Genomic DNA, 26584 nt, shown 5'->3' on the forward strand with positions numbered 1-26584 from the left:
TCCGAATAGCTTTTATGCGTATCGTAGGGCTCTTATCATCTTGAGGCAGTTGCCGGGTAAGCCAGTTGACTCTGGCAGAACTACTTTTTTATCTTTGGGGGCTTCGAGACGCATGCTGCAGGTGATTGACTTTTTCAAAAGGTCGACTGTTACAAGTAAGTCAGAGGCAGCATTTGGAATAGCGATAGTGCTAGAAAGCTGGTGATCATTGGCTAATTTATCGCAATCGTCGGCAAGCCGTTGTTTAGGATCGTTACGGTGGGACTTAGACAGCTTAATATCTACTTTTTCCCCCACTAAAGGCCACATTTGTAGACAAAGCTCACGCTGCTCTTGATGCCAGCTACTAACTGTATTGGTGACTTCTTCAGAGTTTTTATTGAGCTTTGTGTTGTTGAAGGCGCTTTGTACAACGCTTTTCCATTCAGGATTCATACTGGTAAAACCTGCCTTACCACTGTTTGGGTCTTCTAAGTATTTCACCACTTCATGAAGAATGAAACGCTGATCTTGGCTCTCAATTTTATTCTGCGTCAGCAAAAGCTGCGCCATCGTGACTATGTAAGTCCACGACCAGTGGAAAATTTCAACAGAGCGCAAGTGCTTTTTATTAATAGGTACGGGGTGGTGAGTGGGTAAGGCTACAAACTGATTCGTAATAGTAATGACGGCATCAATACCATGCTCTTTGGCCTGTTTAATGTATTTCAAAAGCTGGTCTTCACCCACGGATTCATTTCCAACCTTAGCCTCGATTAAGGCATGCCACTTTTTGCGTCCTGTATCGAGTACGACCAATCCATCAGGGCGGTCGTCAGGGCTTCTTTTTTTGGGGATTGGCTGCTCATCCCTGAAGACTACTTCTGTCCATGCTTCGAGCTTTGTGCGGTTACCAACTCTTTGATTTATAGATTGAAGCATGGCTTTACGAAACTCAAAGACCGACATCAATGCAGCTAGTAGAATTGAGGTGGCTCGCTCCTCTTTTTTACTATCAGCCAGTGTGGGGATGAGCCGTGCATATTTTCCTTGGGAAAGGTACTCAGGCTTTGCTTCTCTCATGTCGATCCCTTAATTATTTTTTAATTGACACTCAACAAAAGCGAAATTAGCGATGAATGTCAATAAAAGAAGAAAAATGGCAGAGGGGCAACGGAATAGGCCATGTATAAAATCGTCTTATGCTTCACCAGCTAACCTCTCCCCATTATTCAGCGGATGACTTAATTACCCCACCAGCCATGCAGCGACGTCGTTTTTGTGCGTGCAGCAGCTGAGCATTGTACGACGCTAGCAGTATGACGCCCTGTCCTATTACTAGCTTCAACTACGATCTTGCCAGTCGTGTCTGAGCCGAGCATAAATCAAATTCTTTGCTACGCTGGGGGTGTCGCCATGAAGGAGGCGGCTACGGCCCCAAGGTTTAGGGGCAATTTCATTGGACGAATGAGGTGCCAAATGGCTAATTTTACACAAACGAACATGAGCCTGGATCACTACGATTGGGACGCAGCGCCTAGCGATGATCCACGCGTAACAGGTGAGCCTGACAGCACGCTATTTAACCGCCAGCAGGGTTACGAAGTGCTTTATATGCTGAACACGGTGCTGTCCGCTTCCGCCCCCATCACGGCGCTTCACAAGGGTGAAGAGATGATCCGTGATGAATTGCCGAGTGATACACGCGAGCAACTGGATGTGAAAAAGTGGCTCGATCAACGCCTGTAATCGATTGATCGCAGGCAGCGATCAGGTTAGGGCTCGTTAGATGCAAAATGCCCCAGCCATAAAAGATGGCTGGGGCATTTTTTTGGCTGTGCCGCGCATCACCAAAGGGCGAGCTTGTGTTTAGCGTTATCCGCTCACCCCTCACGCCGTAAACACCGCATACACCATCTGCAGTGCCAACCCCATCAGCATAAAAGCGAATACCCGCTTGAGGAGTTTAACGGGTAGCTTATGCGCTAATTTCGCCCCGATGGGGGCAGTGAGTATGCTGAAGGGCGCCATTAATAGTAACGCAGGCAGGTAAACGTAGCCGAGTGCTGCACTGGGCAGCCCTTGGGTAGACCAGCCGTTGATTATGTAGCCAAGCGCACCCGCAACGGCGATTGGTAGGCCTACGGCTGCTGAGGTGCCTATTGCGCGGGGTAGCTTGACGTTACACCAGGTGAGGAAGGGTACGGTAAGTGAGCCGCCGCCAATGGCAACGAGCGCGGAAATGCCACCAATGCCCAACCCCACACCGCTTACACCGATAGGGCCGGGGAGGCCGCGGCTTGGTTTGGGCTTGATGTTTGCCAGCATCTGGAGCGACATTAGCACCATGAAGCAGGCGAAAAAGATGGCAAGGCCACGCGTGGGAATCAGCGCCGCGATAAAGGTCGCCAAAAAGGTGCCGACTAATATGCCAGGGGTAATAAAGCGCACGATGTCCCAGCGAACGGCCCCGTGCCGGTGGTGGGAGAACAAGCTAGCGGTAGAGGCAGGAATGATGGCCGCCATAGCGGTGCCTAAGGCCAAGTGGGCAAGGTGTTCGTGGGGCACGCCTTGGAGTACAAAAAGGGATGTTAAGATCGGCACCATAATGCCACCACCGCCAATCCCCAATAACCCCGCCATCAAGCCTACAAAGCCACCCAGTGCTACATAAGCCAACCACCAAATGATGTCCAAAGCCGCTGCTCCTAAAAGTGTCTTGTTAGCATGATAAGCACATTGTACCGGAAGCGGGGCCAGTCGCGGGGCTAAAAACGAGTATTCCACTGTGGCGGCGGCAATGCAGTGGTAAGCTGCATAACAAGTAATATTTCGGAGTTCGTATGCGCAATGTAATTAGCAGTGTTGGCGTGTTGATGGTATCCGCTGCGTTACTGGCAGGCTGTGGTGAAACCGACGCACCGGGCGAGTCGGCGGCAACCGCAGAGCAAGCTTCATCCTCAGAACAGTCATCCGCCGGGATAGAAGTGGCTGAAACGGAAGAAGTGGCGCCACTTGTCGTCGAGATAATGGCGCATGTGTCGCTGCGTAGTGACCGGCGTTTAATGGTGGAAGGCGAAAGCAACTTGCCAAACGGAACACTGGTACAGGTTATTGTCGAGCGAGAAATCAGCAGCGTGCGTTGGCGCGAGCGAGTACGAGTAGGCGATGGCATGTTTGCTGCGGGGCCATTTGGCCCTGGCAGTGGCTTGCCCGATGGTGGCTATATAGTGAGGGTTGAAGTTTCCGAAGGCAGTGTGCAGCCGGAAGCTGTTCAGGCCATTATTGGCCACGAGGGCCAGCACCTGGCAGGAGAGTTGGTTAGGCAATCCCGCCATGGGCTGGGCCAAGTGGCCACCTACTCACGTCGCTTCTTGGTGGGGAGTGAGCCAAGGCAAACGCGTGACCAGGTGGAGGTGCTAGAGAGTCCGGGGAGGTAGACGCTTTAGGCAGGATGCCAATGGGCTAACAGTACTGCATGAATCGATGTGTCGCTTGGAGCTTTGGCGAAGTGCTCAATGACGAAACGGTCATCGCGTTGCACTACATAGTGGCCCGCCTTGTGAAACACATGGGTTGGCCCGAGTAGCAGAAGGTCGCCAGCGTTAACGGGCGAAAAATCTGTACCTTGGGCGGGTGTTGCCATTACGCACGGTGCTTTCCAGTCGATGTTAAGCGGGAGGTGACTGGGCACTTTAATGGTCGTTGCCTGTACCTGTTCCCAGGGGAGGGGGCCAGTATGAGTCAACGTTAATAGCTCGGGGGCGCTGTCACCTTCCAGCAGTGTTGCCAGGGAGCAGTCAAGGGCATCAGCGAGCGCCACAAGGCGTTCGTGACCGATCTGTTTGATCGCCCCAGACTCCCAATAAGAAATGGTGACATCTGACACGCCAACTTTGCGTGCGAGGGCAGCTTTGTTGAGCTTGGCCCTAAGCCGCAGTTGCTTGATACGTGAGCCTAGCGATTCCATTTCGTCTTCCTGATAATGAGCGAAAAATGCTCGTTGAATGACTTCCACTATAATAATATTTTCTAATATAGATAGTGGCGCTATGAACATACGTTATTGGACTGTCTCAAGCTTGGGGTATGTGCCCAAGCTGGTGCTGCAGAGCCATACTAAGCGATTGTGCTTTAGCGCGCATTAGTGGACAAATAACGTTGAGTTAATTTCTCTGACGCTTTCTTGCGCTAGTCGTTCCCTTAGCAACGCTGTTGGTTACGCCTAAGGTGCGTATAATATCGCCATGCACTTTTGCCAATAGGACGTTTTCATGACCGTACGTACTCGCATCGCACCTTCTCCCACTGGAGACCCTCACGTTGGTACGGCTTACATCGCGCTTTTTAACCTCTGTTTTGCGCGTCAGCATGGTGGCCAGTTTATTCTGCGTATTGAAGACACGGATCGGGTGCGTTCTACGCCTGAATCGGAACAGATGATTCTTGATTCACTGCGCTGGCTGGGTCTTGAGTGGGATGAAGGCCCGGACGTTGGTGGCCCCCACGGCCCTTATCGGCAAAGCGAGCGGGGCGATATTTATGCCCAACACGCCCAGCAATTGTTGGATGCTGGGCATGCCTTTAAATGCTATCGCACTAGCGAAGAGCTGGATGAACTCCGCGAAACCCGCAAAGCAGCGGGCCTGCATCTGGCATTGAAGCCGGCTGATTTGGCGCTGGATAGTCACGAGCAATCACGCCGTGAGCAGGAAGGTTGGCCTTATGTGGTGCGTATGAACGTACCCGCAGAAGGCGTTTGTGTAGTTAACGACATGCTGCGTGGCACTATCGAAGTAGAGTGGGCGCAGGTAGATGCGCAAATCCTACTCAAGTCAGACGGTATGCCCACCTACCATTTAGCCAATGTTGTTGATGACCACTTGATGGAAATTACCCATGTATTACGTGGGGAGGAGTGGATTAATTCAGCACCTAAACACCAACTGCTGTATGAGTATTTTGGTTGGGAAATGCCGCAACTTTGTCATATGCCACTGCTGCGCAACCCAGATAAATCCAAACTTTCGAAGCGCAAGAACCCGACCTCCATCAATTACTACCGTCGAATGGGCTTTTTACCCCAGGCCGTTACCAATTATTTGGGGCGGATGGGGTGGTCGATGCCCGATGAGCGCGAAAAATTCAGCCTCCAAGAGATGATGGCAGAGTTCGATGTGCAGCGTGTCTCGCTAGGTGGCCCAGTGTTTGATCTGGAGAAGCTGACTTGGTTAAACGGTGTTTATATCCGTGAAGACCTGGACGATGACGCATTGTTGAGCGCGCTTCGCGATTGGGCCTTCAATGAAGCCTACGTTAAGCAGATACTGCCACAGGTACGTCCACGGGTAGAGACGCTCTCCCAGGTAATGCCTTTGGCAGGGCACTTCTTTTCAGGTTTGCCGACGCTAACAAAAGCCTCGTTCGATAGCGTGAAGCTAGAGGAAGAGGAGTTGATCAAACTGCTCCAGTTCCTTGTCTGGCGATTCGAGGGCGTTTCTGCTTGGCACAAAGAGGCGCTGCTGAGCGAAGTGAAGATACTTGCTGAGCATTTTGATTTAAAAATGAAGGTTTTCCTTGCTCCGGTGTTTATTGCCATTACTGGTAGCACGTCCAGTACCTCGGTTATGGATGCCATGGCGATTCTCGGGTCAGACGTTACCCGGGCACGCCTACGCAGTGCGATAGAGATCTTAGGCGGCGTCTCCAAAAAGCAGGCCAAGCGTTTTGAAAAAGAGTTTCGTGAAGTCGCTTCGTGAAATAGTTGAGTAAAATCAGCTAACCGCAATTGATATAGTACTAGCGCCAATTTCTTCTCTTAGGAAATTGGCGTTTTTGCAGTTGACGAAGGTCAGCGGAATCAGTATTATACGCTCCGTCTTCGCGACATGTGGGGCCTTAGCTCAGCTGGGAGAGCGCAACACTGGCAGTGTTGAGGTCAGCGGTTCGATCCCGCTAGGCTCCACCAATTCATATAGCTATTTAATTAAGCGTAGCGTATGGATAGCCGCTCAAGAAGGCATGCTTTAAGCGTAATATTGCTTCAAAGCGCCTTGTAATTAGTGTTACACGTCCCATTCGTCTAGTGGTCTAGGACACCGCCCTTTCACGGCGGTAACAGGGGTTCGAACCCCCTATGGGACGCCACTGCTTCAATACCCTTCCTAATCGTTTATTTCTCTGGCAATGAGTTCTCTCATCTGCTGTTTTTTTGTGTTCCTGCCGTTCACGGAAAGGCTACAAATCGTCAATTTTTGGACGATTTTGTGCTTGACTTGTCCACTTTTACGATTCTGGTTTAAAGGTTGTGCACAACCCCTTGTTGTTGACGCAAAAAATCTTGAACAGAACTTAAATTGTTTGAAAACAATGACTTATGATAGGTTAAAAAATGACCAATTTAAGGCTGGCCCACTGCCCATGGCGATTTCGGGACGTTTTGAAGTGGTTGTGAACAGGGTTATCCACAGATAGTGTGGAAAACCTTCTTCAGGATACAGAAGCTAAAAAGTCAAGCAGTAATGGCGCTATTTAGGCTATTTAAATGGTGGCGATTTAGGCCAATGATGAGTTAAAAAAGCGAAGCAAAACGCTATCAAGTGAATGCATCTATGATGGCTGGCTGCCGCAATGGGCCAGGCTTGATAAGAGGTCAAGGGCGCCCTCTAGGGGCAAGCTAGCTAGGCTCGGTGGACGGTAGCTGATTGATCGTCAGCGCATCTGATGGTGCGCTGTGGGCTACGAGATGACGTTGGGCTCAAACGTAAAAGGCCACCCGAAGGTGGCCTTTGATCGTACTATCAAGCGGGGATTTATTTTTTTGGATAATCGCGCTGGTCGTGGCCAATATAGAGCTGACGAGGACGACCAATCTTGTAGCTTTCGCTGAGCATTTCGTGCCAATGCGAGATCCAGCCGATGGTACGTGATACCGCGAAAATCACGGTAAACATATTGGTTGGGATGCCCATCGCTTTCAGAATGATGCCTGAGTAGAAATCGACGTTCGGGTATAGCTTACGCTCAATGAAGTACTCGTCTTCAAGGGCAATCTGCTCAAGGCGCTTGGCGATTTTGAGCTGCGGATCGTCGGCTAGGCCAAGCTCTGCGAGTACTTCGTCGCAGGTCTCTTTCATTACCTTGGCGCGGGGGTCAAAGTTGCGATAAACGCGGTGACCAAAGCCCATCAGCTTGAATGGGTCGTCCTTATCCTTGGCTTTATCAACAAAGCGCTGGATGTTCTCTTCGGAGTCGTCACCGATCTCGTCAAGCATGGCCAGCACGGCTTCGTTGGCACCGCCGTGAGCGGGGCCCCAGAGTGCCGCGATGCCCGCGCTGATACAGGCAAACGGGTTGGCACCCGTGGAGCCTGCCAGGCGTACCGTAGAGGTAGAGGCGTTCTGCTCATGATCCGCATGCAGCATAAAGATGCGATCCATGGCTTTCGCGTATACCGGGTTGATTTTGTACTCTTCGCACGGGTTGCTGAACATCATGTAGAGGAAGTTCTCTGCATAGCTCAGATCGTTGCGCGGGTAGTTAAATGGCTGACCGACGTTATATTTGTGCGACATGGCCGCCAGCGTCGGCATCTTGGCAATCAAACGAATCGCACTGATGACACGATCTTCTTCCTGGGTGATGTCCATGTGGTCGTGATAGAAAGCCGCTAAGCCACCTACTACGCCGCACAAGATAGACATCGGGTGCGCATCGCGTCGGAACCCTTTAAAGAAGTTATTGATTTGGTCGTGAACCATGGTGTGGTTACGAATGCGCGATTCAAAATCCGCGTACTGCTCGTCGTTGGGCAGCTCACCAAATAGCAGGGTGTAGCAAACTTCGACGAAATTAGACTCTTTGGCCAGTTGGTCGATGGGGTAGCCGCGATGAAGCAGTACGCCCTTGCCACCATCAATATAAGTGATGGCAGACTGGCAGGAAGAGGTGGCCATAAAGCCGGGGTCGTAGGTGAACAGGCCTTCCGCGCCTAAGCCGCGTACGTCGATGACGTCGGGGCCAAGTGTGCCGGAATACATGGGTAGCTCGATCGGTTTATCCAGACCGTCTACCGTCAATGTCGCTTTCCTGTCAGCCATGCTGGCCTCCTTTCGAATTCGGGTTGGGACGTAAAGTCATTGCTGCGCATACCGCGCCGGCGAAAAGGCTTGCCCACTATAGAAGCGTGCGACATTTTGTCAATTAGCCTAAGCGCTAGCTGCAAGTTGTACAAATATTGTTGTTGTAGATAATTTTTGTATATGATGAAAAAGCCTACATTATGGCGAAGCGTCAGAAGATTGACGATAGGCTAATATTATATGTTAACAGGCTTATCAAATTGCTAATCTACTGTCACTATAACCATGCTGCAGCGCAAAATCGACTCGGGATGAAGACAATTTTCTTGCACCATAGTCGAGTTAGCCCTGAGTTCGGTTTGTAAGCGAGGGCGAAGGTTCTTATAATCCACGGCGCGCGACCGGCAGGTAGGTGGTCGTGCCCGACTTGGCAACGGCCGAGCCCCTTCCAGCAACCACCGCCCGCTCGGGCCATGCCCGACCTGTCGCAGAGCGGGCCAAGAGAGTGTGTACAAAGCCGTGAATAGCAAACGACCCGTAAACCTAGACCTTACTACGATACATTTCCCACTGCCGGCGCTGACGTCGATCACACACCGCATCACGGGTGTCATCCTGTTCGTTGGCCTGATCTTCGCTTTTTGGGCGCTGGGTAAATCCTTATCATCTCCTGCGGGTTTCGATGCCGTTAGCGATGCACTGGCCAATAATATTTTGGCTAAGTTGATTGCTTGGGGACTGTTATCCGCCTTGGCATTTCACTTTGTAGCGGGAATCAAGCACCTGCTAATGGATGCCGACATAGGAGTAACCCTTGAGGGTGGCGTTAAAAAAGCGCAGATCACCGTCGTGGTCAGCGCCGTTCTGATTATTCTGGCAGGAGTTTGGATATGGTAACTAACATTACAAGTTTTGGCCGTAGCGGGCTTTCCGACTGGCTGATGCAGCGCGTTTCTGCTGTTATTTTGGCCCTCTACACGGTCTTTATCGTTGCCTTCCTGCTGTTTAATCCGAACCTCGATTACTACGCGTGGAGCGGCCTGTTCAGCCAAACGTGGATGCGGATTTTCTCGCTACTGGCGTTTGTCGCCATAGCCGCACACGCATGGATCGGTCTGTGGACCGTCACCACCGACTATCTCAAGTCCACTCGCCTGCGCGTGAGTGCCCAAGCTGTCATCATTTTGGGCATTTTCGTGTACTTGGTGTGGGGCATTCAAATTTTGTGGGGAGCTTGATTACATGTCTAATCTGCGTAGCCTGACGTTTGACGCCATTATCATTGGTGGCGGTGGCTCTGGCCTGCGAGCCGCTCTGGAACTGGCGAAGTCCGGTAAAAAGACGGCCGTGTTATCAAAAGTGTTCCCGACGCGTTCTCACACCGTTTCTGCTCAGGGTGGTATCACCTGTGCAATCGCGTCCGATGATCCCAACGATGATTGGCGCTGGCACATGTATGACACCGTTAAAGGCGGTGACTATATTGCTGATCAGGACGCGGCCGAGTACATGTGTTCTGAAGGCCCGAAAGCGGTATTTGAGCTTGAACACATGGGCCTGCCGTTTTCGCGTTTAGACAACGGCCGTATCTATCAGCGCCCGTTTGGCGGCCAGTCGAAGAACTTCGGTGAAGGCGGTCAGGCGGCTCGTACCTGTGCGGCGGCTGACCGTACCGGCCACGCGCTGTTGCACACGCTCTATCAGAATAACTTGAAGAACAACACCGTATTTCTCAACGAGTGGTACGCGGTTGATCTGGTCAAGAACGCCAGCGGTGACGTGGTCGGCTGTATCGCCATGTGCATCGAAACAGGCGAAGTGGTTCACGTTAAATCCAAGGCCACGGTTCTCGCGACGGGTGGTGCAGGCCGTATTTACGCCTCCACGACTAACGCCTTGATCAATACCGGCGACGGCATCGGCATGGCACTGCGTGCTGGCTTCCCGATGCAGGATATGGAAATGTGGCAGTTCCACCCAACCGGTATTTACGGTGCGGGAACGCTGGTCACAGAAGGCTGCCGCGGTGAGGGTGGCTATCTGATCAATAAAGATGGCGAGCGCTTTATGGAGCGTTATGCGCCGAACGCCAAAGATTTGGCCGGCCGTGACGTTGTTGCCCGTTCGATGGTCATGGAAATTCTGGAAGGTCGTGGCTGTGGCGAGAAGGGCGATCACGTCTTCCTGAAGCTCGATCACCTGGGCGAAGAAGTTCTTGGTAAGCGCCTGCCGGGTATCGTTGAGCTTTCTAAGACCTTTGCCCATATCGATCCGGCGAAGGATCCGATCCCGGTTGTACCGACTTGCCACTACATGATGGGCGGTATCCCGACCAATATTCATGGTCAAGCGATTACCATGGACGAAAGCGGTAACGATCATATCGTTAACGGCCTGTTCGCCTGCGGTGAAGCGGCCTGTGTATCGGTTCACGGCGCTAACCGCTTGGGCGGTAATTCGCTGCTGGATCTTGTCGTCTTTGGGCGTGCTGCCGGTATGTTTATTGAAGGCGCGCTGAACGAAGGTATTGAGTACCTGGACGCTTCCGAGTCTGATATTGAGTTCGCCATGAAGCGAATCACGCGCTGGAACGAGTCGGAGGGTGGCGAAAGTATTCCTGAGCTGAAAGCCGAACTACAGGAAATCATGCAGACCTCTTTCGGCGTATTCCGCGAAGAGAAAAACATGCTGGAAGGCGTCGACAAGCTAGCGCAACTGCGTGAGCGGATTGCGAATGCTCATCTGCCAGACAAGTCCAATGCGTTCAATACTGCACGTGTTGAAGCGTTAGAGCTTGATAACTTGATGGAAGTGGCTGAAGCGACGGCGATCGCTGCCCTTGAGCGCAAAGAGAGCCGCGGCGCCCACTCGCGCTACGACTATCCAGACCGTGATGACGTCAACTGGCTGAAGCACTCGCTGTTCTTCCCGGCCACGAAAGAGCTGAAAAAACGCGACGTTAACTTCAAGCCGAAAACTGTTGATACGTTCGAGCCTAAGGTTCGTACCTACTAAACGCCGCATAGACGAGAGGGAGTCACTATGTCCAATCTTCAGGTATCCGTATACCGCTACAACCCGGAAACCGACTCCGCACCTTACATGCAGGAGTTTCAGGTCGATACCAAAGGCCGTGATGTGATGGTGCTGGATGTTCTTCATATGATGAAGGAACAAGACAGCGGTTTGGCGTTTCGTCGCAGCTGCCGTGAAGGCGTCTGCGGTTCAGACGGCATGAACATGAACGGCAAAAACGGCTTGGCGTGTATCACGCCCCTGTCAGACGTTGTCAAAAACAACAAACTGACCCTGCGTCCGCTGCCAGGCTTGCCGGTTATTCGCGATATGGTCGTGGATATGGGGCTGTTCTATAAGCAGTACGAGCGCATTCAGCCGTATCTGCAAAACGACACGCCACCGCCTGCCATTGAGCGCCTACAGTCACCAGAAGAGCGCGACAAGCTAGATGGCTTGTATGAGTGTATTCTATGCGCATGCTGCTCAACGTCCTGCCCGTCGTTCTGGTGGAACCCAGAGAAGTTTGTCGGTCCAGCCGGTTTGCTACAGTCTTACCGCTTCCTGGCCGATTCTCGTGACACGGCGACCAGCGAGCGGTTGAGCAATTTGGAAGATCCGTTCTCGGTGTTCCGGTGCCGTGGCATCATGAACTGTGTAGCGGTTTGCCCAAAAGGCCTTAATCCTACGCGAGCGATTGGTAAAATTCGCGAAATGTTACTCGCTGATGCTACCTAAGCCTATGACATCTTGGTAAAAATGCGTCTGCCACTTAAGTTGGGTGATAATGCCACTTAAATCATGGCGCTTCGCTTGTTATCATAGGGTTTGTCACGCGGTGCGGCGTCACGTCGCACTGCTGATCAGACAAGTTTGAAAGCCGGTGCCTGGGGTACCGGCTTTCGAGCATGAACTGAAGACGAAACACCGTACGACCGTTAGATGATGAATAGCTAGACGAACAGGGTTTCCGGCCGTTGGCCGGCGCCGCCGGCAAATGTCCCGCCCCGCCGGCAGGGCAATAGCGATGTCGCCGCACGTTTGCGACGATACCGATACCACCCCATCAGTGCAGGGTGACCGAGAGATGCAACAAGGCATAATGGAGTTGATGTGGCGTTCCTCTCACGTTAGTGGCGGCAATGTTCACTACGTGGAAGCGCTTTACGAGCAGTACCTCGCCGATCCTGAGTCTGTCCCTGACGAATGGCGCAGCTATTTTGACCAGTTGCCGCGTCCCGAGGGCAGTGCCTCCCACGATGTTCCACTTAGCCCCGTGCGTGATCAGTTCTACCAGTTGGGGCGCGAAAGTCGCCCGGGCCGTGTAGTCGCCGCTGCCGATAGCGGTGAAAACAAAAAGCAGGTAAAAGTCCTGCAGCTGATTAACGCTTACCGCTTCCGTGGCCATCAAAAGGCCAATATCGACCCGCTAGGACTGCGTAATCCCACCCCCGTCCCTGATCTCGATCTGTCCTTTCATCAGCTCTCTAAAGCTGACCTGGACACCGAGTTCCAAACCGGTTCTTTCTTTTTAGGTATCGACAAAGCGCCACTGCGTGACATCGTGGATGCGTTGGAGCGCACATACTGCCGCTCCATCGGCTGCGAAATCATGCATATCGTCGATACGGAAGAGAAACGCTGGTTGCAGCGGCGTTTTGAGTCTGTACGCAGTGCGCCGGATTTCAGCGCCGATGTGCGTAAGCACGTATTGGAGCGTTTGACCGCCGCTGAAGGTTTGGAGAATTACCTGGCGTCCAAATATCCAGGTACTAAACGCTTTGGTCTGGAAGGCGGTGAAACCTTTGTGCCGATGATGGATGAACTTATCCAACGTGCTGGCGGTTATGGCACCAAGGAAGTCGTCATCGGTATGGCGCACCGTGGTCGACTCAACCTGTTGGTCAATATTTTGGGTAAAAACCCAGCCGACTTGATTGATGAGTTCGACGGCAAGAAAGTCATTGAGCGCGGCTCAGGTGATGTGAAGTACCACCAGGGTTTCAGCTCGAACGTCATGTCCCCGGGCGGCGAAGTCCATTTGGCGATGTCGTTTAACCCGTCGCACCTGGAGATTGTCGCACCTGTCGTAGAGGGCTCGGTGCGTGCCCGCCAAGATCGTCGTAACGACGAAGAGGGCAGCAAAGTGCTGCCGATCAACGTCCACGGCGATGCAGCGTTTGCTGGTCAAGGCGTGGTGATGGAGACATTCCAGATGTCCCAAACCCGTGCTTATAAAACCGGTGGCACCGTCCACATTGTGATCAACAACCAAGTGGGCTTCACCACCTCGCATCCGCTGGATGCACGCTCTACCGAATACTGCACTGACATTGCCAAGATGGTTCAAGCGCCTATTTTTCACGTCAATGGCGATGACCCGGACGCAGTGCTACATGCCACTCAAGTCGCTCTCGACTATCGCCAGCAGTTCAAAAAGGACGTGGTGATCGATCTGGTCTGCTACCGTCGCCGTGGCCACAACGAAGCTGACGAGCCGTCAGGCACGCAGCCGATGATGTATGCCAAGATCAAAGATCATCCCTCTGCGCGCTCGCTGTATGCCAAGCGCTTGGTTGAGCAGGGTGTGCTCTCTGAAGAAGATGCCAAAGCGATGGTCGAAACCTATCGTGATGATCTGGTGGCAGGCAACCACGTTGCCAACGCTCTGGTTCAAGAGCCCAATGCGTCGCTGTTCGTTGACTGGGCGCCTTATCTGGGTCACGAATGGTCTGGTGATGCTGATACGACCTTTGATATGAAGCGTCTGCAGCAATTGGCGGCGCGTATGTGCGAGGTGCCGGATGGCGTCGAAGTGCAGCGCCAAGTGGCCAAAATATATGAAGATCGGCGTAAAATGCAGGCCGGTGGTTTGGCGCTTAACTGGGGCTTTGCGGAAACGCTGGCCTACGCCACGCTGCTAGAGCAGGGCCATCCGATCCGGATTACCGGGCAAGACGTGGGGCGTGGTACGTTCTCCCACCGTCATGCAGTCGTGCATAACCAGAAGGATGGCACCACCTATGTTCCGCTACAGAACATGGCCGATGGTCAGCCGCGTTTCACTATTCATGACTCCTTCCTTTCGGAAGAAGCGGTGCTGGCATTTGAGTACGGCTATTCAACCACTGCGCCGAATGACTTGGTGATTTGGGAAGCCCAGTTTGGTGATTTCTTCAACGGCGCCCAGGTGGTCGTGGATCAGTTCATCTCCTCAGGTGAAACCAAGTGGGGCCGGGTGTGTGGTTTAACCATGCTGTTACCGCATGGTTATGAAGGCCAGGGGCCGGAGCACTCTTCGGCGCGCTTGGAGCGTTTCCTGCAAATGTGTGCTGAGCACAATATGCAGGTCTGCGTACCGACCACGCCTGCTCAGATTTATCATCTACTGCGTCGTCAGGTGATTCGTCCGCTGCGTAAGCCGCTGGTAGTAATGACACCTAAATCGCTGCTGCGTCACAAAGAAGCGATTTCGAGTCTCGAAGATTTAGCTCACGGCAAGTTCCACATGGTACTGGCCGACCAAGCCGATCTTGCTCCTGAGAAGGTCACCCGCGTGGTGCTTTGTGCTGGCAAGGTCTACTACGACTTAGCCGCTTGGCGCGCTGAGAATGAGCGTCATGACACGGCAATCTTACGTCTTGAGCAGCTCTACCCCTTCCCGAAAGAAGAGCTTCTGGAAGCGCTGCAAGACTATACCAACGTAGAGGACATTGTGTGGTGCCAGGAAGAGCCGCTTAATCAGGGCGCTTGGTACTCCAGTCAGCACAATATGCGTGCAGTGGCCGATATGATTAAAGATGGCCTCGGTCGCGAGTTGAAATTTGCCGGACGCCCTGCCTCTGCTGCCCCAGCAGCTGGCTATATGTCCGTCCATACTGAACAGCAGCGCCAGCTGGTGGAAGACGCTTTTAATTTATAAGCGACCACCGGATTTAGAGAACACATAAGGGAAACGACATGGCTACTGAGATCAAAGCGCCAACCTTTCCGGAATCCGTTGCCGAAGGCACAGTGGCGGCGTGGCATAAAAAGCCGGGTGACAGCGTTGAGCGTGACGAGCTGATTGTTGAGATCGAAACAGACAAAGTGGTGCTGGAAGTCGTCGCACCGGAAGCGGGTACCCTGACCGACGTAATGGCCGAAGAGGGCGATACGGTTGAGTCAGAACAGGTGCTGGGCAAAATCGGCGAAGGCAGCGCGTCTGATAGCAAAAAAGAAGAGAAATCTTCTGACGATGATAGCGCTGACAAAGCCGAAGAGAAATCTGAAGATAAGTCTGAAGGTAAGAAAGAAGAGAAAAAATCGAGCGGTGGCGGCAAGCAGCACGACGTAAAAGCCCCCAGCTTCCCTGAGTCGATCCAGGAAGGCACCGTAGCGACCTGGCACAAAAAAGTCGGCGAAGCGGTGAAGCGCGATGAAGTGCTGGCCGATATCGAAACCGACAAAGTGGTGCTGGAAGTCGTGGCACCGGCCGATGGCGCCCTGGCTGAAATCAAAGCCGAAGAGGGTAGTCAGGTAGAGTCCGAAGCGATTCTTGCGACCTTCACTGAAGGTGCTGGCGGTGACAGCAGCGGCGGCGATAGCGGTGGTGATTCAGCCTCCGCGAAAGCAGACAACAGCAGCGATGACGATGGCGCCGATGAGAAAGTCGGTGACAAAATCCTCGCCCCGGCCGCACGTAAAATGGTGGCCGAGCATGACCTGGACGTTGCCAAGATTGAGGGCACCGGCAAAGGTGGTCGCATCTTGAAAGAAGACGTGCAGAAAGCGGTCAAAGACGGTTCGGCCAAGAAAGCAGCCAAATCGGCAGCACCGGCGAAAGCTGCCGCTGCACCGGCTGCTGAAGGTGAGCGCATCGAGAAGCGCGTGCCGATGAGCCGCTTGCGTCAAACCATCGCCAAGCGTTTGGTTCAGGCACAGCAAACGGCAGCGATGCTGACCACGTATAACGAAGTGGACATGACCGAGATCATGGCCCTACGTGCGCAGTACAAAGAGACGTTCTTAAAAGCTCACGACATTAAGTTGGGCTTTATGGGCTTCTTTGTAAAAGCAGCTTCTGAAGCGCTCAAGCGGTTCCCGGACGTTAACGCCTCGATCGACGGTACCGACATCGTTTATCACGGTTATCAGGATATCGGCGTTGCTGTCTCCACTGACCGTGGCTTGGTCGTGCCGGTTCTACGTGACACCGACAGCATGAAAATTGCTGACGTCGAGCGCAAGATTGTCGATTTCGGTAAGCGTGGTCGTGACGGTAAGCTGGGCATGGATGACATGATCGGCGGCACCTTTACCATCACTAATGGCGGCACCTTTGGTTCCTTGATGTCGACCCCGATCATCAACCCGCCGCAAACCGCTATTCTGGGCATGCACAAAATCCAGGATCGTCCGATGGCAGTCAACGGCAAGGTCGAGATTCGCCCCATGATGTATCTGGCACTCTCTTACGACCACCGTATGATCGATGGCAAAGACGCCGTTCAATTCTTGGTTACCTTGAAAGAATTGCTGGAAGACCCGGCACGTCTGCTGCTGGATGTCTAAAGTATAAGCGTTATCATTATTGAAATAATGATTGAGTACGCTACTGCTTAACCAGGATTTAACTGCACTCGCACACAGCCTCCCACCCGGTTCGCGTTAAATGGGGGGAGGCCAGCAAGCTAAAGGAGCCAACATGGCTGATAAGTTTGATGTGATCGTTATTGGTGCTGGCCCTGGCGGTTATGTTGCCGCCATTCGTGCCGCACAGATGGGTCTAAAAGCGGCCTGTGTTGAAAAATGGATTGGTAAAGAAGGCAACGTCGTTCACGGCGGCACCTGCTTGAACGTAGGCTGCATCCCGTCTAAAGCATTGCTTGAAGCCTCCCATAAGTTCGTTGAAGCCAAGCATGACTTCGACGATATGGGCATTCAGGCTGGTGACGTCTCGATGGACGTTACCAAGATGATGGCGCGTAAGGACAAGATCGTTAAGAACTTGACCGGCGGCATCTCTGGCTTGTTCAAGGCCAACGGCGTTACCGCTATCGAAGGTACCGGTAAAGTGGTTTCCGGCAAGCAGGTTGAAGTCACCGATACCGATGGCAACACCACCACTTACGATGCCGACAACATTGTGATTGCTGCGGGCTCCGTGCCGGTGGAAATTCCGCCGACCCCGCTGACCGAAGGCCTGATCGTTGATTCAACCGGCGCGCTGGAATTCACCGAAACGCCTAAGCGTTTGGGTGTAATCGGTGCCGGCATCATCGGCCTTGAACTTGGCAGCGTATGGAACCGTCTGGGCTCCGAAGTCACCGTGCTGGAAGCCATGGACTCCTTCTTGCCGATGGTCGATGCCACCGTCGCTAAAGAGACACAGAAACTGCTTAAGAAGCAGGGTCTGGACATCAAACTGGGCGCTCGCGTGACCGGTTCTGAGGTAAAAGACGAAGAAGTCGTTGTGAAGTACAGCGATGCCAACGGCGAACAAGAGATGACGTTTGATAAGCTCATCGTATGTGTTGGCCGCCGCCCTTACACCAAAGGCGTGATTGCCGATGGCGTGAGCGTTGAACTGGACGAGCGTGGTTTCATCTTTGTCGACGACCAATGCCGTACTAATGTCCCCGGCGTTTACGCTATTGGTGACTGTGTACGTGGCCCGATGCTGGCGCACAAAGCGTCTGAAGAAGGCATCATGGTGGCGGATATCATCGCTGGCCATAAGGCTGAGATGAACTACGACACCATTCCTAGCGTTATTTATACCTACCCGGAAGTTGCATGGGTCGGTATGACTGAGCAGGACGCCAAAGCGAAAGGCATTGAAGTCAAAACCGGTACCTTCCCGTTCGCGGCAAGCGGCCGTGCAATGGCGAACAACGCTACCGAAGGCAGTGCCAAGATCATCGCCGATGCGGAAACTGACCGCATTCTCGGTATGCACATCGTGGGTCAACACGCAGGCGAGATGATCGCCCAGGGCGTGATCGCCATGGAATTCGGCTCTAGCGCCGAAGACCTGGCCCTGACCTGCTACGCGCACCCGACCATGTCGGAAGCTGTTCACGAAGCAGCGCTTGCGGTTGATGGCCATGCTATTCATATGGCCAATCGCAAAAAGCGTAAATAATTCAGTAAGCAACAACGAAGCGCCACCTTTTAAGGGTGGCGCAAACTTTCGGCTTTGTGTTAATCCACAAAGATCGAAAGAACGGGGATGACCAGTTCTTTTTAGAAGCTGATCATCGTTCGAGTCACATGCAACCAATGGCATGAATCGATGAATCTTCACGAGTATCAAGGTAAACAGCTGTTTGCCGATTATGGTTTACCAGTGTCTAAAGGCTTTGCAGTCGACACTCCCGAAGAAGCCGAAGAGGCTTGCAAAAAAATCGGTGGTGACATGTGGGTGGTTAAAGCCCAGGTGCACGCCGGTGGCCGTGGTAAAGCGGGTGGCGTTAAACTGATTAAAGACCCGGCTGAAGCCAAAGCATTTGCTGAACAGTGGCTAGGCAAAAACCTGGTGACCTTCCAGACTGACGAAAAAGGTCAGCCGGTTGCCAAGATTTTGGTTGAAACCTGCACTGATATCGCCGACGAGCTCTATCTCGGTGCTGTTGTCGACCGTACTACCCGTCGTGTGGTCTTCATGGCCTCTACCGAAGGTGGTGTTGAGATCGAAACAGTTGCAGAAGAGACGCCGGAAAAGATTCTGAAAGCTGAAATCGATCCGCTGGTCGGCGCACAGCCGTACCAGGCGCGTGAGCTAGCCTTTGCTCTGGGCCTGAAAGGTGACCAGATCAAGCAGTTCACCAAGATTTTCCTAGGTCTGTCTCAGTTGTTCCACGATAAAGACCTGGCGCTATTGGAAATTAACCCGCTGGTGGTAACGGAAGAGGGCAATCTACACTGCCTCGACGCCAAACTGGGTCTGGATAGCAACGCGCTCTACCGTCACCCTGACCTGCAGGCGATGCGCGATCCTTCGCAAGAAGATCAGCGCGAAGCCGATGCGGCGAAGTGGGAACTTAACTATGTCGCGCTTGATGGCAACATCGGTTGCATGGTTAACGGCGCAGGTTTGGCCATGGGTACCATGGACATCGTCAACCTGAGCGGCGGCAAGCCCGCTAACTTCTTGGACGTTGGCGGCGGCGCCACCAAGGAGCGCGTGGCTGAAGCGTTCAAAATCATCCTCTCTGACGACAATGTTAAAGCCGTACTGGTTAACATTTTCGGCGGTATCGTACGTTGCGACATGATTGCTGAAGGCATTATCGGTGCCGTTGAGCAAGTGGGTGTCAACGTACCGGTTGTCGTACGTCTGGAAGGTAACAACGCCGAGCTGGGTGCTGAAAAACTAGCATCTAGCGGTTTGAACATTATCGCGGCTACCAGTCTGACCGACGCGGCTCAGCAGGTCGTTAAAGCGGCGGAGGGCAAGTAATGAGCATCCTGATCGATAAGAACACCAAGGTCATCTGTCAGGGCTTTACCGGTGGCCAAGGCACGTTCCACTCCGAGCAGGCGATTGCCTACGGTACGCAAATGGTCGGTGGTGTTACGCCGGGTAAAGGCGGCCAGGAGCACCTCGGTCTGCCCGTTTTCAACACCGTGAAAGAAGCGGTAGAGAAAACCGGCGCGGAAGCCAGCGTTATCTACGTACCGGCGCCGTTCTGTAAAGACTCAATCCTTGAAGCGGCCAACGCCGGTATCAAGCTGATTGTGTGCATCACTGAAGGTATCGCCACGCTAGATATGCTCGAAGCCAAAGTGAAGTGCGACGAGCTGGGCGTACGCCTGATCGGCCCCAACTGCCCAGGTGTTATCACCCCGGGCGAATGCAAAATCGGCATCATGCCGGGTCATATTCACCAGCCGGGCCGCGTAGGTATCGTATCTCGTTCTGGTACCTTGACCTATGAAGCCGTTAAGCAGACCACTGATCACGGCTTTGGTCAGTCTACCTGTGTGGGCATCGGTGGCGACCCGATTCCGGGCTCTAACTTCATCGACATCCTTGAGATGTTCGAGAAAGACCCGAAAACCGAAGCCATCGTTATGATCGGTGAAATCGGTGGTACGGCGGAAGAAGAAGCCGCGGCTTACATCAAAGCCAACGTTTCCAAGCCTGTGGTTTCCTACATTGCCGGTGTGACTGCACCTCCTGGCAAGCGTATGGGCCACGCGGGCGCAATCATCTCTGGCGGTAAAGGCACCGCTGACGAGAAGTTTGCTGCCCTTGAAGACGCTGGTGTGAAAACCGTGCGCTCTTTGGCGGAAATCGGCGATGCGCTGAAAGAAGTCACTGGCTGGTAAGTCACTGACGTTTAGCTGCACGCGATAAGGGCGCCCCTCGGGGCGCCCTTATTCATTTGCGCTACCGTGCCGGTGATCGGCGCAGCATGCGATAGCTGTACAGCACAAACAGCGGTGCGCCCGCCGCCAAATATAAATGGTAGCTGACCAGCCGCCATATCAGTACCGCTGCAGCGGCCTGTTCGCGCTCCATCAGCGGTAGCAACAGAGTACCCACGCCTACCTCCGCAGCACCCGCGCCTCCAGGCAGAAAGCTAAACTGGCTGGCCGCCATGGCCAGCATTTGGGTTAAAAACGTCCACATCCAATCTGCATGGCCGCCTACCCCCAGCACTGCTAAATAGAGCAGGCTATAACGCATCAGCCAATGCGACGCCGTCAGCGTAAGCATAGCGATCAGTATGCTACGAGGTAGCTTAAGAGTGACCTTGAGCGCGTGTCGGCATCTTAATAAACGTCGTGCCAGCCAGCGACGCCGGTAACGACTGGGCCAGCTTGTTATAACGCCACCGGCACGCAGTAGGCTGGGTAGAAAGCGCATGAGCATACCGACCAGCGTTGCCAACAGCACTAAACCAACCAGTGAAAATTGTATGAGCGATTGGTGTGGCCATTGTGTATTGCTGAAAAGTGAGAAAACCACTAAGCCGCTCAGCATAGCCATGAAGAACAGTAGGTCACAGCCTTGATCAATCAGGAATATCGCCGCGCCCTTTGCGGGTGGAAAGCCACGCTGGGCAAGCAGCATTAGTAGGGTGACTGGCCCACCGCTGCCGCCTGGGGTCGCGCACAGGGCAAACTTGGAGGCCAGCTCAATGCCGAGTGCTCCGCGTTGCCCGAGCCTGCCTGCCCGGCCGCCCAGCATCAAACGCAATCTCAGCGCATTAAGATTCCAGCATAGAAACGCTAGCAAAAGCATTAAAAGCAACAGTTCGAGGGGAAAATGCCTTACACGCTGCAGTGCCAGTGCGCCTCCCAGCCAGACGGTGAGCACCAGCGGGGCGATGAGTGCCAAGGCAATCAGTACGCCATGGATAGGGCGCCACTTCAGTAGCTGGCGGCGATTAATGGTGTTGGTGGATTGCATACGGTTGGCTGCCGTGACAAAGGTATTGATAATGCTCAAGCAGTGAATGCATAACCCCATCCCAGTTGAAGTGACGCTCCACATGGCGGCGCGCATAGCGTCCACTGGCGGCGATATCATTACTGAACAGCGCCACGCACGCCTCAGCCATGGCAGTGGGATCAAGGGGTTTGCATAGAATCCCTGCGCCCAATGGCACGTTCTCGGCCAGCGCCCCAGAGCGGGCAGCGACTACGGGGATACCGCTCGCCATGGCTTCCTGGGCAATTAAACCGAATGTCTCCCGGGTGCCTGCATGCAGTAGGGCATCGCTACTGGCCAGGGCTTTGGCTACCTCATGGGCGCCGCAACAGCGATCCACAATGGTGACGTTGCTGGGTACGTGATGTGGCATGCCGGGGCCCATCAGCAGCAGATGGTAATCGCTGCCTAGCTGGCGCATCGTCGCCAGCAGTACATCAATATTTTTCTCGCGTGAGTAGCGCCCCACAAAGATCAGCAGCCTTTTATCGCTGGGTATGCCCATGGTTTTGCGGAAAGTATCGTCACGCTGCTGGGGGTTAAATTGGGTTAAATCGACGCCTAATGGCTGAACGCGGACGTTATCGACGCCCCAATCCCTAAGCCGGTTAGCCATGGCGTTACAGGGCGCCAGCACGCTATCAAACTGGCTATAAAGCGTCGTGACATAGCGGGTTAAGCGTTTCTCAACGTAGCGCCCAAAGCGGTCTCCCATCAGACGTGGGAGGTCGGAGTGATAGAAACCGACCACTGGCACACCAAGCCGTTGACCTGCCTCGAGTGCCGCCCAAGCGGTTACATAGGGGTCGCCTGCCTCAATAACGTCTGGCTTTAGATCGACCAGGGCATCACGCCATGGCGAGCCTCGTAACGGAAAACGATAGCCTTGACCTAAGGGCAGGTGTAACGCCGGTAAAGTGTGGTGGTCGCCCAAACTATCGCGCTCTGCCCCCGGTACCAGCAGGCTGGTACGCAGCTGTGGGAGGTGTGAAAAAACGCGGTGTTTAGCCTGTAAGTAGGTACGTACACCGCCGCTGGCGGGGGCATGAAACATCGTCACATCAGCAATGTGCAAGCTAACCTCCAACCCCAAAGAGTGTCATCGTTTCACCATAAAGGAGAAATAAGTCAGTTCGAAGACACTTGAACCTGTGCGCTGGACTATTTATGAGCTTAAATTATTGCATATACCATCCATGTGGATGGCATATGGAGTCTATTTAGGTGCTATAGTGCCAATGAGATGTTCAATGACGAGCACAACGAGGTTTCACAAATGAGCGTGCACGAACTGCGCCGCAAGAGCGGCGACTCTAGCGAGAAGATTACTATCAACCTGGGGGTTGTTGATCTGGGGCAGATCGACCTGCTGGTACAGGAGGGGTTTTACTCCAACCGAACCGATCTGATCCGGACGGCTATCCGCAATCAGTTGGCAAACCATGCTGATGTAGTGAGAGAGACCGTCACCCGCAAATCGTTTGTGCTAGGGCTTGAGCACTATAGTCGTGCCGATTTGGAGGCCCTGCAGTCGGCAGGGGAGATGTTGCAGATTCAGGTGCTGGGTATGGCCAGTATTGCCGACGATGTAACGCCGGAGCTTGCCCTTGCCACTATTGAGTCAGTGGTGGTGTTGGGGGCTTTAAATGCCAGTAAGGCGGTTAAGGCCGCGCTGGTGGGTCGGATTCACTGAATGAGTCACCACTCAGTCATGCACTCAGTCATGTACTACGCAATCAAACATAATCATTGAATAAGGATATTGAAAATGATCGATGCCACTATGACAAAGCGAATGGAAGAAGCGACGCGACTTACCCGCGCGGGAAGACTGCACGAGGCCATGGCTCTTCTTCAGGGTGGTGTGCCCGAAGCAAGGCGTGAAGGTGCGCCGAACAGGGCTTGCCGAGGTGGCAATACCTTCGATGGAACCTGGCAGGTGAACGATAAAGAAGACACGGTTACGAAACCAGCGTCACAGGCGCCGCCTTCTGCAGGCGCCTTCAAGGCCGGTAGTTTCAGCAACCGCGTCGGAACACGTGATTACAAGCTGTATATCCCCAGCGGCTATCACGGGCAAGCGCTGCCGCTAGTGGTTATGCTGCATGGCTGCACGCAGAATCCCGATGACTTCGCTGCTGGAACCGATATGAACCGGCTGGCCGAAGAGCAACTGTGTTGTGTGCTCTATCCGGCCCAGCCGACGACCGCCAACAACTCCAAGTGCTGGAACTGGTTCAAGGCCGAAGACCAGCAGCGTGAGGGCGGTGAGCCAGAGATTCTGACGGGTATGACTCGCATGATCATCGACACCTATGGGCTCGATACCACCCGTGTTTATGTGGCAGGGCTCTCGGCAGGCGCCGCCATGGCGACCACTCTGGCAATGACCTACCCTGATCTTTTTGCGGCGGTAGGCGTGCACTCTGGGCTGCCCCATGGTGTGGCCAAGAGTCTTCCAGATGCCTTAGGGGCCATGCAGGGCGGCACAGGGCCTCTCGGTGGCGGTAACAAAGCAAAAGGAGCCGGGTGGGCGTCGGATGTGCCGGCGATTATTTTTCATGGCGACCGCGACACCACCGTACACCCCAGTAATGCGGATCGCGTGGCCGCTCAGTACACTACATCGCGTCAAACAGGGGCGACGGTAGAGAAGGGGAAGGTAGCGAATGGTCACGGCTACACCTGTACCACTTACCACAATGCGAAGAGCGAACCGCACCTGGAGCAGTGGCGAGTACACGGGGCGGGCCATGCTTGGTCGGGTGGCAACACGAAAGGAAGCTATACCGACCCGAAAGGCCCCGATGCCACCAAGGAAATGCTGCGTTTCTTTTTTCAGCATCGCCAGGCTTAATAAAAGCAAACGGGGTGTGCCCGCATTGAAACAACAACGGCGCCCTTAGGCGCCGTTGTCGGTTTTTGCGATGAAACAACACGTTCGGTTTACTCAGCGGGTTTAGCCACCAGCGAGCGAGTCTCTTCGCGGGCTTCGGTCAGTGCTACTCGAATAGGATCGCCAAGCTTATAACGTTCTTCACCCTCGATTTGGATACGACCCTCTTTATCGTCAATGACCACTTTACTGCGGTCGCTGTGCATCAAGGGAGCGGGCACAAACGCCGTCGCGCCATTTTCCAGCAGACGAACGCGCATACCACCACGGTTGATGGCCATGATCTCGGCCTCAAAGGTGTCCTGGTTCTGTGCGGAGGGCGTCAGGTAACGCACGTAGAGCCAATCCTTCACATCGCGTTCGGCCATACGGTTCAGGCGGCGACGCTCAGTCAGCTGCTCGGTGAGCTGCTGGGTAGCCTCGGCGGGCGCCTGTTCGCCTTTCAACACGCGCTTGATCAAACGGTGGTTGACCATATCACCATACTTACGAATCGGCGATGTCCAGGTAGCGTAGGCAGCCAAGCCTAAACCAAAGTGCGGGCCGGGCTGAGCTGACATCATAGTGAAGCCCTGGAAACGGCGCAGACGCGCATCCAGCCAAGCGTCGTCGCGGCTTTCCAGCGCACGCTTAAGCTCGGTGTAGCGGGCAAGCTCGGTCAGTGCTTCGCGCTCAACCACGATCTCCTGACCTGCCAGGAACTCCTGGGCGGCTTCGGCCTTTTCCGGCTCGAACGCACGGTGCACGTTAAAGATACCGTGACCGATGTGCTGAGCAAGGAAGTCCGCGCAGCAGGCGTTGGCCACAATCATCGACTCTTCGATCATGCGGTTGGCAATGCGGCGCTCTTCGGTGCGCACCGCCAGTACATTACCGGCGGGATCGAGATCAAACACGTAGTCGGGACGGTCTTTAAACACCAGCGCGTGTTTATTACGCCAAGCGGTACGCGCCTCGGTCAAATCACGCAGCGCAGTAAGCTGCTCGGCGATCTCATCTGCGGGTGCCCAGTCGCCTTGACCTTCGATCCAGTCGGAGACGTTGTCATAGACAAGCTTGGCGTGGGATTTTACGTTGGCCGCAAAAAAGCGGTAATCGCCCATGCTACCGTCGGCATTAATATCCAGCGTACAGGCCAGAGCGGGGCGATCCTTACCTTCCCACAATGAGCAGAGGTCATCCGCTAGCTGCTCGGGTAGCATGGTGACGTTCTGGCCCGGCAGGTAGACAGTAAAAGCGCGAGTGCGGGCCTCTAAATCGGCCGCATGGCCTTCTGCCACGTAAGCGGTAGGGTCGGCAATCGCGACACTCAACTGCCAGCCGCCTTCAGCGCGGGTAGCCACGTGCAGCGCATCGTCCATATCGCGGGTCTTCTCACCATCAATGGTGAAGAAGGGCGTAGCGGTCAGGTCTTCGCGGGTCAGACCTTCATCCATCAGCGGCCAGTCGGTGCCCGCATCGGGGCACTCTTGCTCCAGCGCATGGCGTGCCAGCGTAACGCGCCACGGCACCGCTGGGTCGTCGCTTTTAGCCACCAACTCATCAATCTGGGCAAAGAAGGCGCGGTCGTCGGCTTTTAGCGGATGACGTACCAAACGCGCAACGACCCAGTCACCGTCAGCAATGCTCTCTTCATCAAGGCTGTTCTTAATCCGTGCCTTGATCACATTTTTAATCGACGGATGGTCGGGTACGACGGACAGGCGGCCTTCGCGCTTCTGCACGCGGGAAACAAACCGATCCAGCCCAGCTTCAATCAGCTTTTCAGGCTCAATAGATTTTTTGTCACCGTTCTCGTGAATCACGCCTTCCACGCGATCACCGTGAATCACCTGCTTCATGGCGGGCGGCGGCACGAAATAGGATTCACCGTCGTCGGTTTCGAGAAAACCGAAACCTTTGTCGGTGGCTTTGATCACCCCTTCAGCGCGGGGGGTGGTTTGACGAATCTGTTGCTTGAGCTGGGCAAGCATGGCGTTGTTCTGAAGCATGAGCTCAATCAGTTGGCGAGAGTTAGGGTGCCACTATACGGATTCCCGCAGGCTGCGCCAATTGTCTCTATGTGAAGTTCTTTTTGTTCTCGATTTATCAATAACCTACATCTTCCCCGTTAGCTGGGTAATTACCCTGTGGGCAGAGTGGAGTGGGGCTATTCGGTTGTGGTAGTTGATAATTGGCACTTGATTGGTA

Annotated in this window: 21 protein-coding genes and 2 tRNA genes; 16 read left to right on the forward strand and 7 right to left on the reverse strand. The window is 53.9% G+C overall.

Annotation, left to right across the window (positions count from 1 at the left end; genetic code table 11):
- Positions 1 to 12: 12 nt before the first annotated feature.
- On the reverse strand, positions 13 to 1062 hold the full coding sequence (locus tag ACFIOZ_RS06225; RefSeq protein ID WP_386082829.1) for a hypothetical protein: 1050 nt from the start codon (positions 1060 to 1062) through the stop codon (positions 13 to 15).
- Positions 1063 to 1458: 396 nt separating this feature from the next.
- On the opposite strand from ACFIOZ_RS06225, the gene ACFIOZ_RS06230 reads away from it, so the two are divergent.
- Positions 1459 to 1728, forward strand: a complete 270-nt coding sequence (locus ACFIOZ_RS06230; protein ID WP_240716112.1) for a hypothetical protein — start codon at positions 1459 to 1461, stop codon at positions 1726 to 1728.
- Positions 1729 to 1869: 141 nt separating this feature from the next.
- Here ACFIOZ_RS06230 and ACFIOZ_RS06235 read toward each other — a convergent pair whose 3' ends face one another.
- On the reverse strand, positions 1870 to 2676 hold the full coding sequence (locus ACFIOZ_RS06235) for a sulfite exporter TauE/SafE family protein (protein WP_386082830.1): 807 nt from the start codon (positions 2674 to 2676) through the stop codon (positions 1870 to 1872).
- 146 nt (positions 2677 to 2822) lie between these two features.
- Between ACFIOZ_RS06235 and ACFIOZ_RS06240 the strand changes: the two genes are divergently transcribed.
- A complete protein-coding gene (locus tag ACFIOZ_RS06240) occupies positions 2823 to 3419 on the forward strand; it encodes a hypothetical protein (RefSeq protein ID WP_386082832.1) in 597 nt (198 codons plus the stop codon).
- Between the two features lie 5 nt (positions 3420 to 3424).
- Here the strand turns inward: ACFIOZ_RS06240 and ACFIOZ_RS06245 are convergent, their stop codons facing one another.
- Positions 3425 to 3949, reverse strand: a complete 525-nt coding sequence (locus ACFIOZ_RS06245; RefSeq protein WP_308337583.1) for a helix-turn-helix domain-containing protein — start codon at positions 3947 to 3949, stop codon at positions 3425 to 3427.
- Positions 3950 to 4253: 304 nt separating this feature from the next.
- On the opposite strand from ACFIOZ_RS06245, the gene gltX reads away from it, so the two are divergent.
- The 3 genes from gltX to ACFIOZ_RS06260 all read left to right on the forward strand — a co-directional run bounded on the left by gltX (position 4254) and on the right by ACFIOZ_RS06260 (position 6126).
- On the forward strand, positions 4254 to 5738 hold the full coding sequence (gene gltX, locus ACFIOZ_RS06250) for a glutamate--tRNA ligase (RefSeq protein WP_386082833.1): 1485 nt from the start codon (positions 4254 to 4256) through the stop codon (positions 5736 to 5738).
- Between the two features lie 133 nt (positions 5739 to 5871).
- Positions 5872 to 5947, forward strand: a tRNA-Ala gene (locus ACFIOZ_RS06255).
- Positions 5948 to 6050: 103 nt separating this feature from the next.
- Positions 6051 to 6126 (forward strand) — tRNA-Glu (locus ACFIOZ_RS06260).
- 665 nt (positions 6127 to 6791) lie between these two features.
- Here the strand turns inward: ACFIOZ_RS06260 and gltA are convergent.
- Positions 6792 to 8078 (reverse strand): citrate synthase, encoded by a 1287-nt coding sequence (gene gltA / locus ACFIOZ_RS06265; RefSeq protein ID WP_386082834.1) that lies wholly within the window; start codon positions 8076 to 8078, stop codon positions 6792 to 6794.
- Positions 8079 to 8579: 501 nt separating this feature from the next.
- Here gltA and sdhC point away from each other — a divergent pair.
- The 9 genes from sdhC to sucD all read left to right on the forward strand — a co-directional run bounded on the left by sdhC (position 8580) and on the right by sucD (position 20390).
- Complete coding sequence (gene sdhC / locus ACFIOZ_RS06270; protein ID WP_386082835.1) at positions 8580 to 8957, forward strand: succinate dehydrogenase, cytochrome b556 subunit; 378 nt, start codon at positions 8580 to 8582, stop codon at positions 8955 to 8957.
- Complete coding sequence (gene sdhD / locus ACFIOZ_RS06275; RefSeq protein WP_386082836.1) at positions 8951 to 9298, forward strand: succinate dehydrogenase, hydrophobic membrane anchor protein; 348 nt, start codon at positions 8951 to 8953, stop codon at positions 9296 to 9298. The genes sdhC and sdhD overlap by 7 nt, the downstream gene beginning before the upstream one ends.
- A 4-nt stretch (positions 9299 to 9302) precedes the next feature.
- Complete coding sequence (sdhA, locus tag ACFIOZ_RS06280; protein ID WP_386082837.1) at positions 9303 to 11075, forward strand: succinate dehydrogenase flavoprotein subunit; 1773 nt, start codon at positions 9303 to 9305, stop codon at positions 11073 to 11075.
- Positions 11076 to 11102: 27 nt separating this feature from the next.
- Positions 11103 to 11813, forward strand: coding sequence for a succinate dehydrogenase iron-sulfur subunit (locus ACFIOZ_RS06285; protein ID WP_088701076.1), 711 nt, complete (start codon positions 11103 to 11105; stop codon positions 11811 to 11813).
- Between the two features lie 349 nt (positions 11814 to 12162).
- Positions 12163 to 14997, forward strand: a complete 2835-nt coding sequence (locus ACFIOZ_RS06290) for a 2-oxoglutarate dehydrogenase E1 component (protein WP_386083999.1) — start codon at positions 12163 to 12165, stop codon at positions 14995 to 14997.
- A 38-nt stretch (positions 14998 to 15035) separates the two neighbouring features.
- On the forward strand, positions 15036 to 16628 hold the full coding sequence (gene odhB, locus ACFIOZ_RS06295; RefSeq protein ID WP_386082838.1) for a 2-oxoglutarate dehydrogenase complex dihydrolipoyllysine-residue succinyltransferase: 1593 nt from the start codon (positions 15036 to 15038) through the stop codon (positions 16626 to 16628).
- Between the two features lie 133 nt (positions 16629 to 16761).
- Positions 16762 to 18201 (forward strand): dihydrolipoyl dehydrogenase, encoded by a 1440-nt coding sequence (lpdA, locus tag ACFIOZ_RS06300; RefSeq protein ID WP_386082839.1) that lies wholly within the window; start codon positions 16762 to 16764, stop codon positions 18199 to 18201.
- Between the two features lie 150 nt (positions 18202 to 18351).
- Positions 18352 to 19518 carry an ADP-forming succinate--CoA ligase subunit beta gene (gene sucC / locus ACFIOZ_RS06305; RefSeq protein WP_180092170.1) on the forward strand — a complete coding sequence of 389 codons (1167 nt, stop codon included), beginning with the start codon at positions 18352 to 18354 and terminating at the stop codon, positions 19516 to 19518.
- Positions 19518 to 20390 carry a succinate--CoA ligase subunit alpha gene (gene sucD, locus ACFIOZ_RS06310; protein ID WP_007111115.1) on the forward strand — a complete coding sequence of 291 codons (873 nt, stop codon included), beginning with the start codon at positions 19518 to 19520 and terminating at the stop codon, positions 20388 to 20390. The genes sucC and sucD overlap by 1 nt, the downstream gene beginning before the upstream one ends.
- A 61-nt stretch (positions 20391 to 20451) precedes the next feature.
- Here the strand turns inward: sucD and ACFIOZ_RS06315 are convergent, their stop codons facing one another.
- Together ACFIOZ_RS06315 and ACFIOZ_RS06320 are read right to left on the reverse strand one after the other, a co-directional pair.
- Complete coding sequence (locus ACFIOZ_RS06315; RefSeq protein WP_386082840.1) at positions 20452 to 21477, reverse strand: lysylphosphatidylglycerol synthase transmembrane domain-containing protein; 1026 nt, start codon at positions 21475 to 21477, stop codon at positions 20452 to 20454.
- Complete coding sequence (locus tag ACFIOZ_RS06320; protein WP_386082841.1) at positions 21455 to 22573, reverse strand: glycosyltransferase; 1119 nt, start codon at positions 22571 to 22573, stop codon at positions 21455 to 21457. Before ACFIOZ_RS06320 ends, ACFIOZ_RS06315 begins: the two co-directional genes overlap by 23 nt.
- Positions 22574 to 22774: 201 nt before the next feature.
- Here ACFIOZ_RS06320 and ACFIOZ_RS06325 point away from each other — a divergent pair, with 201 nt between their 5' ends.
- Positions 22775 to 23191 (forward strand): CopG family transcriptional regulator, encoded by a 417-nt coding sequence (locus tag ACFIOZ_RS06325; protein WP_386082842.1) that lies wholly within the window; start codon positions 22775 to 22777, stop codon positions 23189 to 23191.
- 75 nt (positions 23192 to 23266) lie between these two features.
- Entirely contained in the window at positions 23267 to 24355 is a 1089-nt protein-coding gene (locus tag ACFIOZ_RS06330; protein ID WP_386082843.1) for an alpha/beta hydrolase family esterase, read from the forward strand.
- A gap of 89 nt (positions 24356 to 24444) precedes the next feature.
- On the opposite strand, the gene ACFIOZ_RS06335 is transcribed toward ACFIOZ_RS06330, so the two are convergent.
- The gene (locus ACFIOZ_RS06335) at positions 24445 to 26385 is read right to left on the reverse strand and encodes an exoribonuclease II (RefSeq protein ID WP_386082844.1); all 1941 of its coding nucleotides are present in this window, start codon (positions 26383 to 26385) and stop codon (positions 24445 to 24447) included.
- Positions 26386 to 26584: the final 199 nt, after the last annotated feature.

This window comes from Vreelandella sp. F11 (genome assembly GCF_042466685.1).
Taxonomy (GTDB): domain Bacteria; phylum Pseudomonadota; class Gammaproteobacteria; order Pseudomonadales; family Halomonadaceae; genus Vreelandella.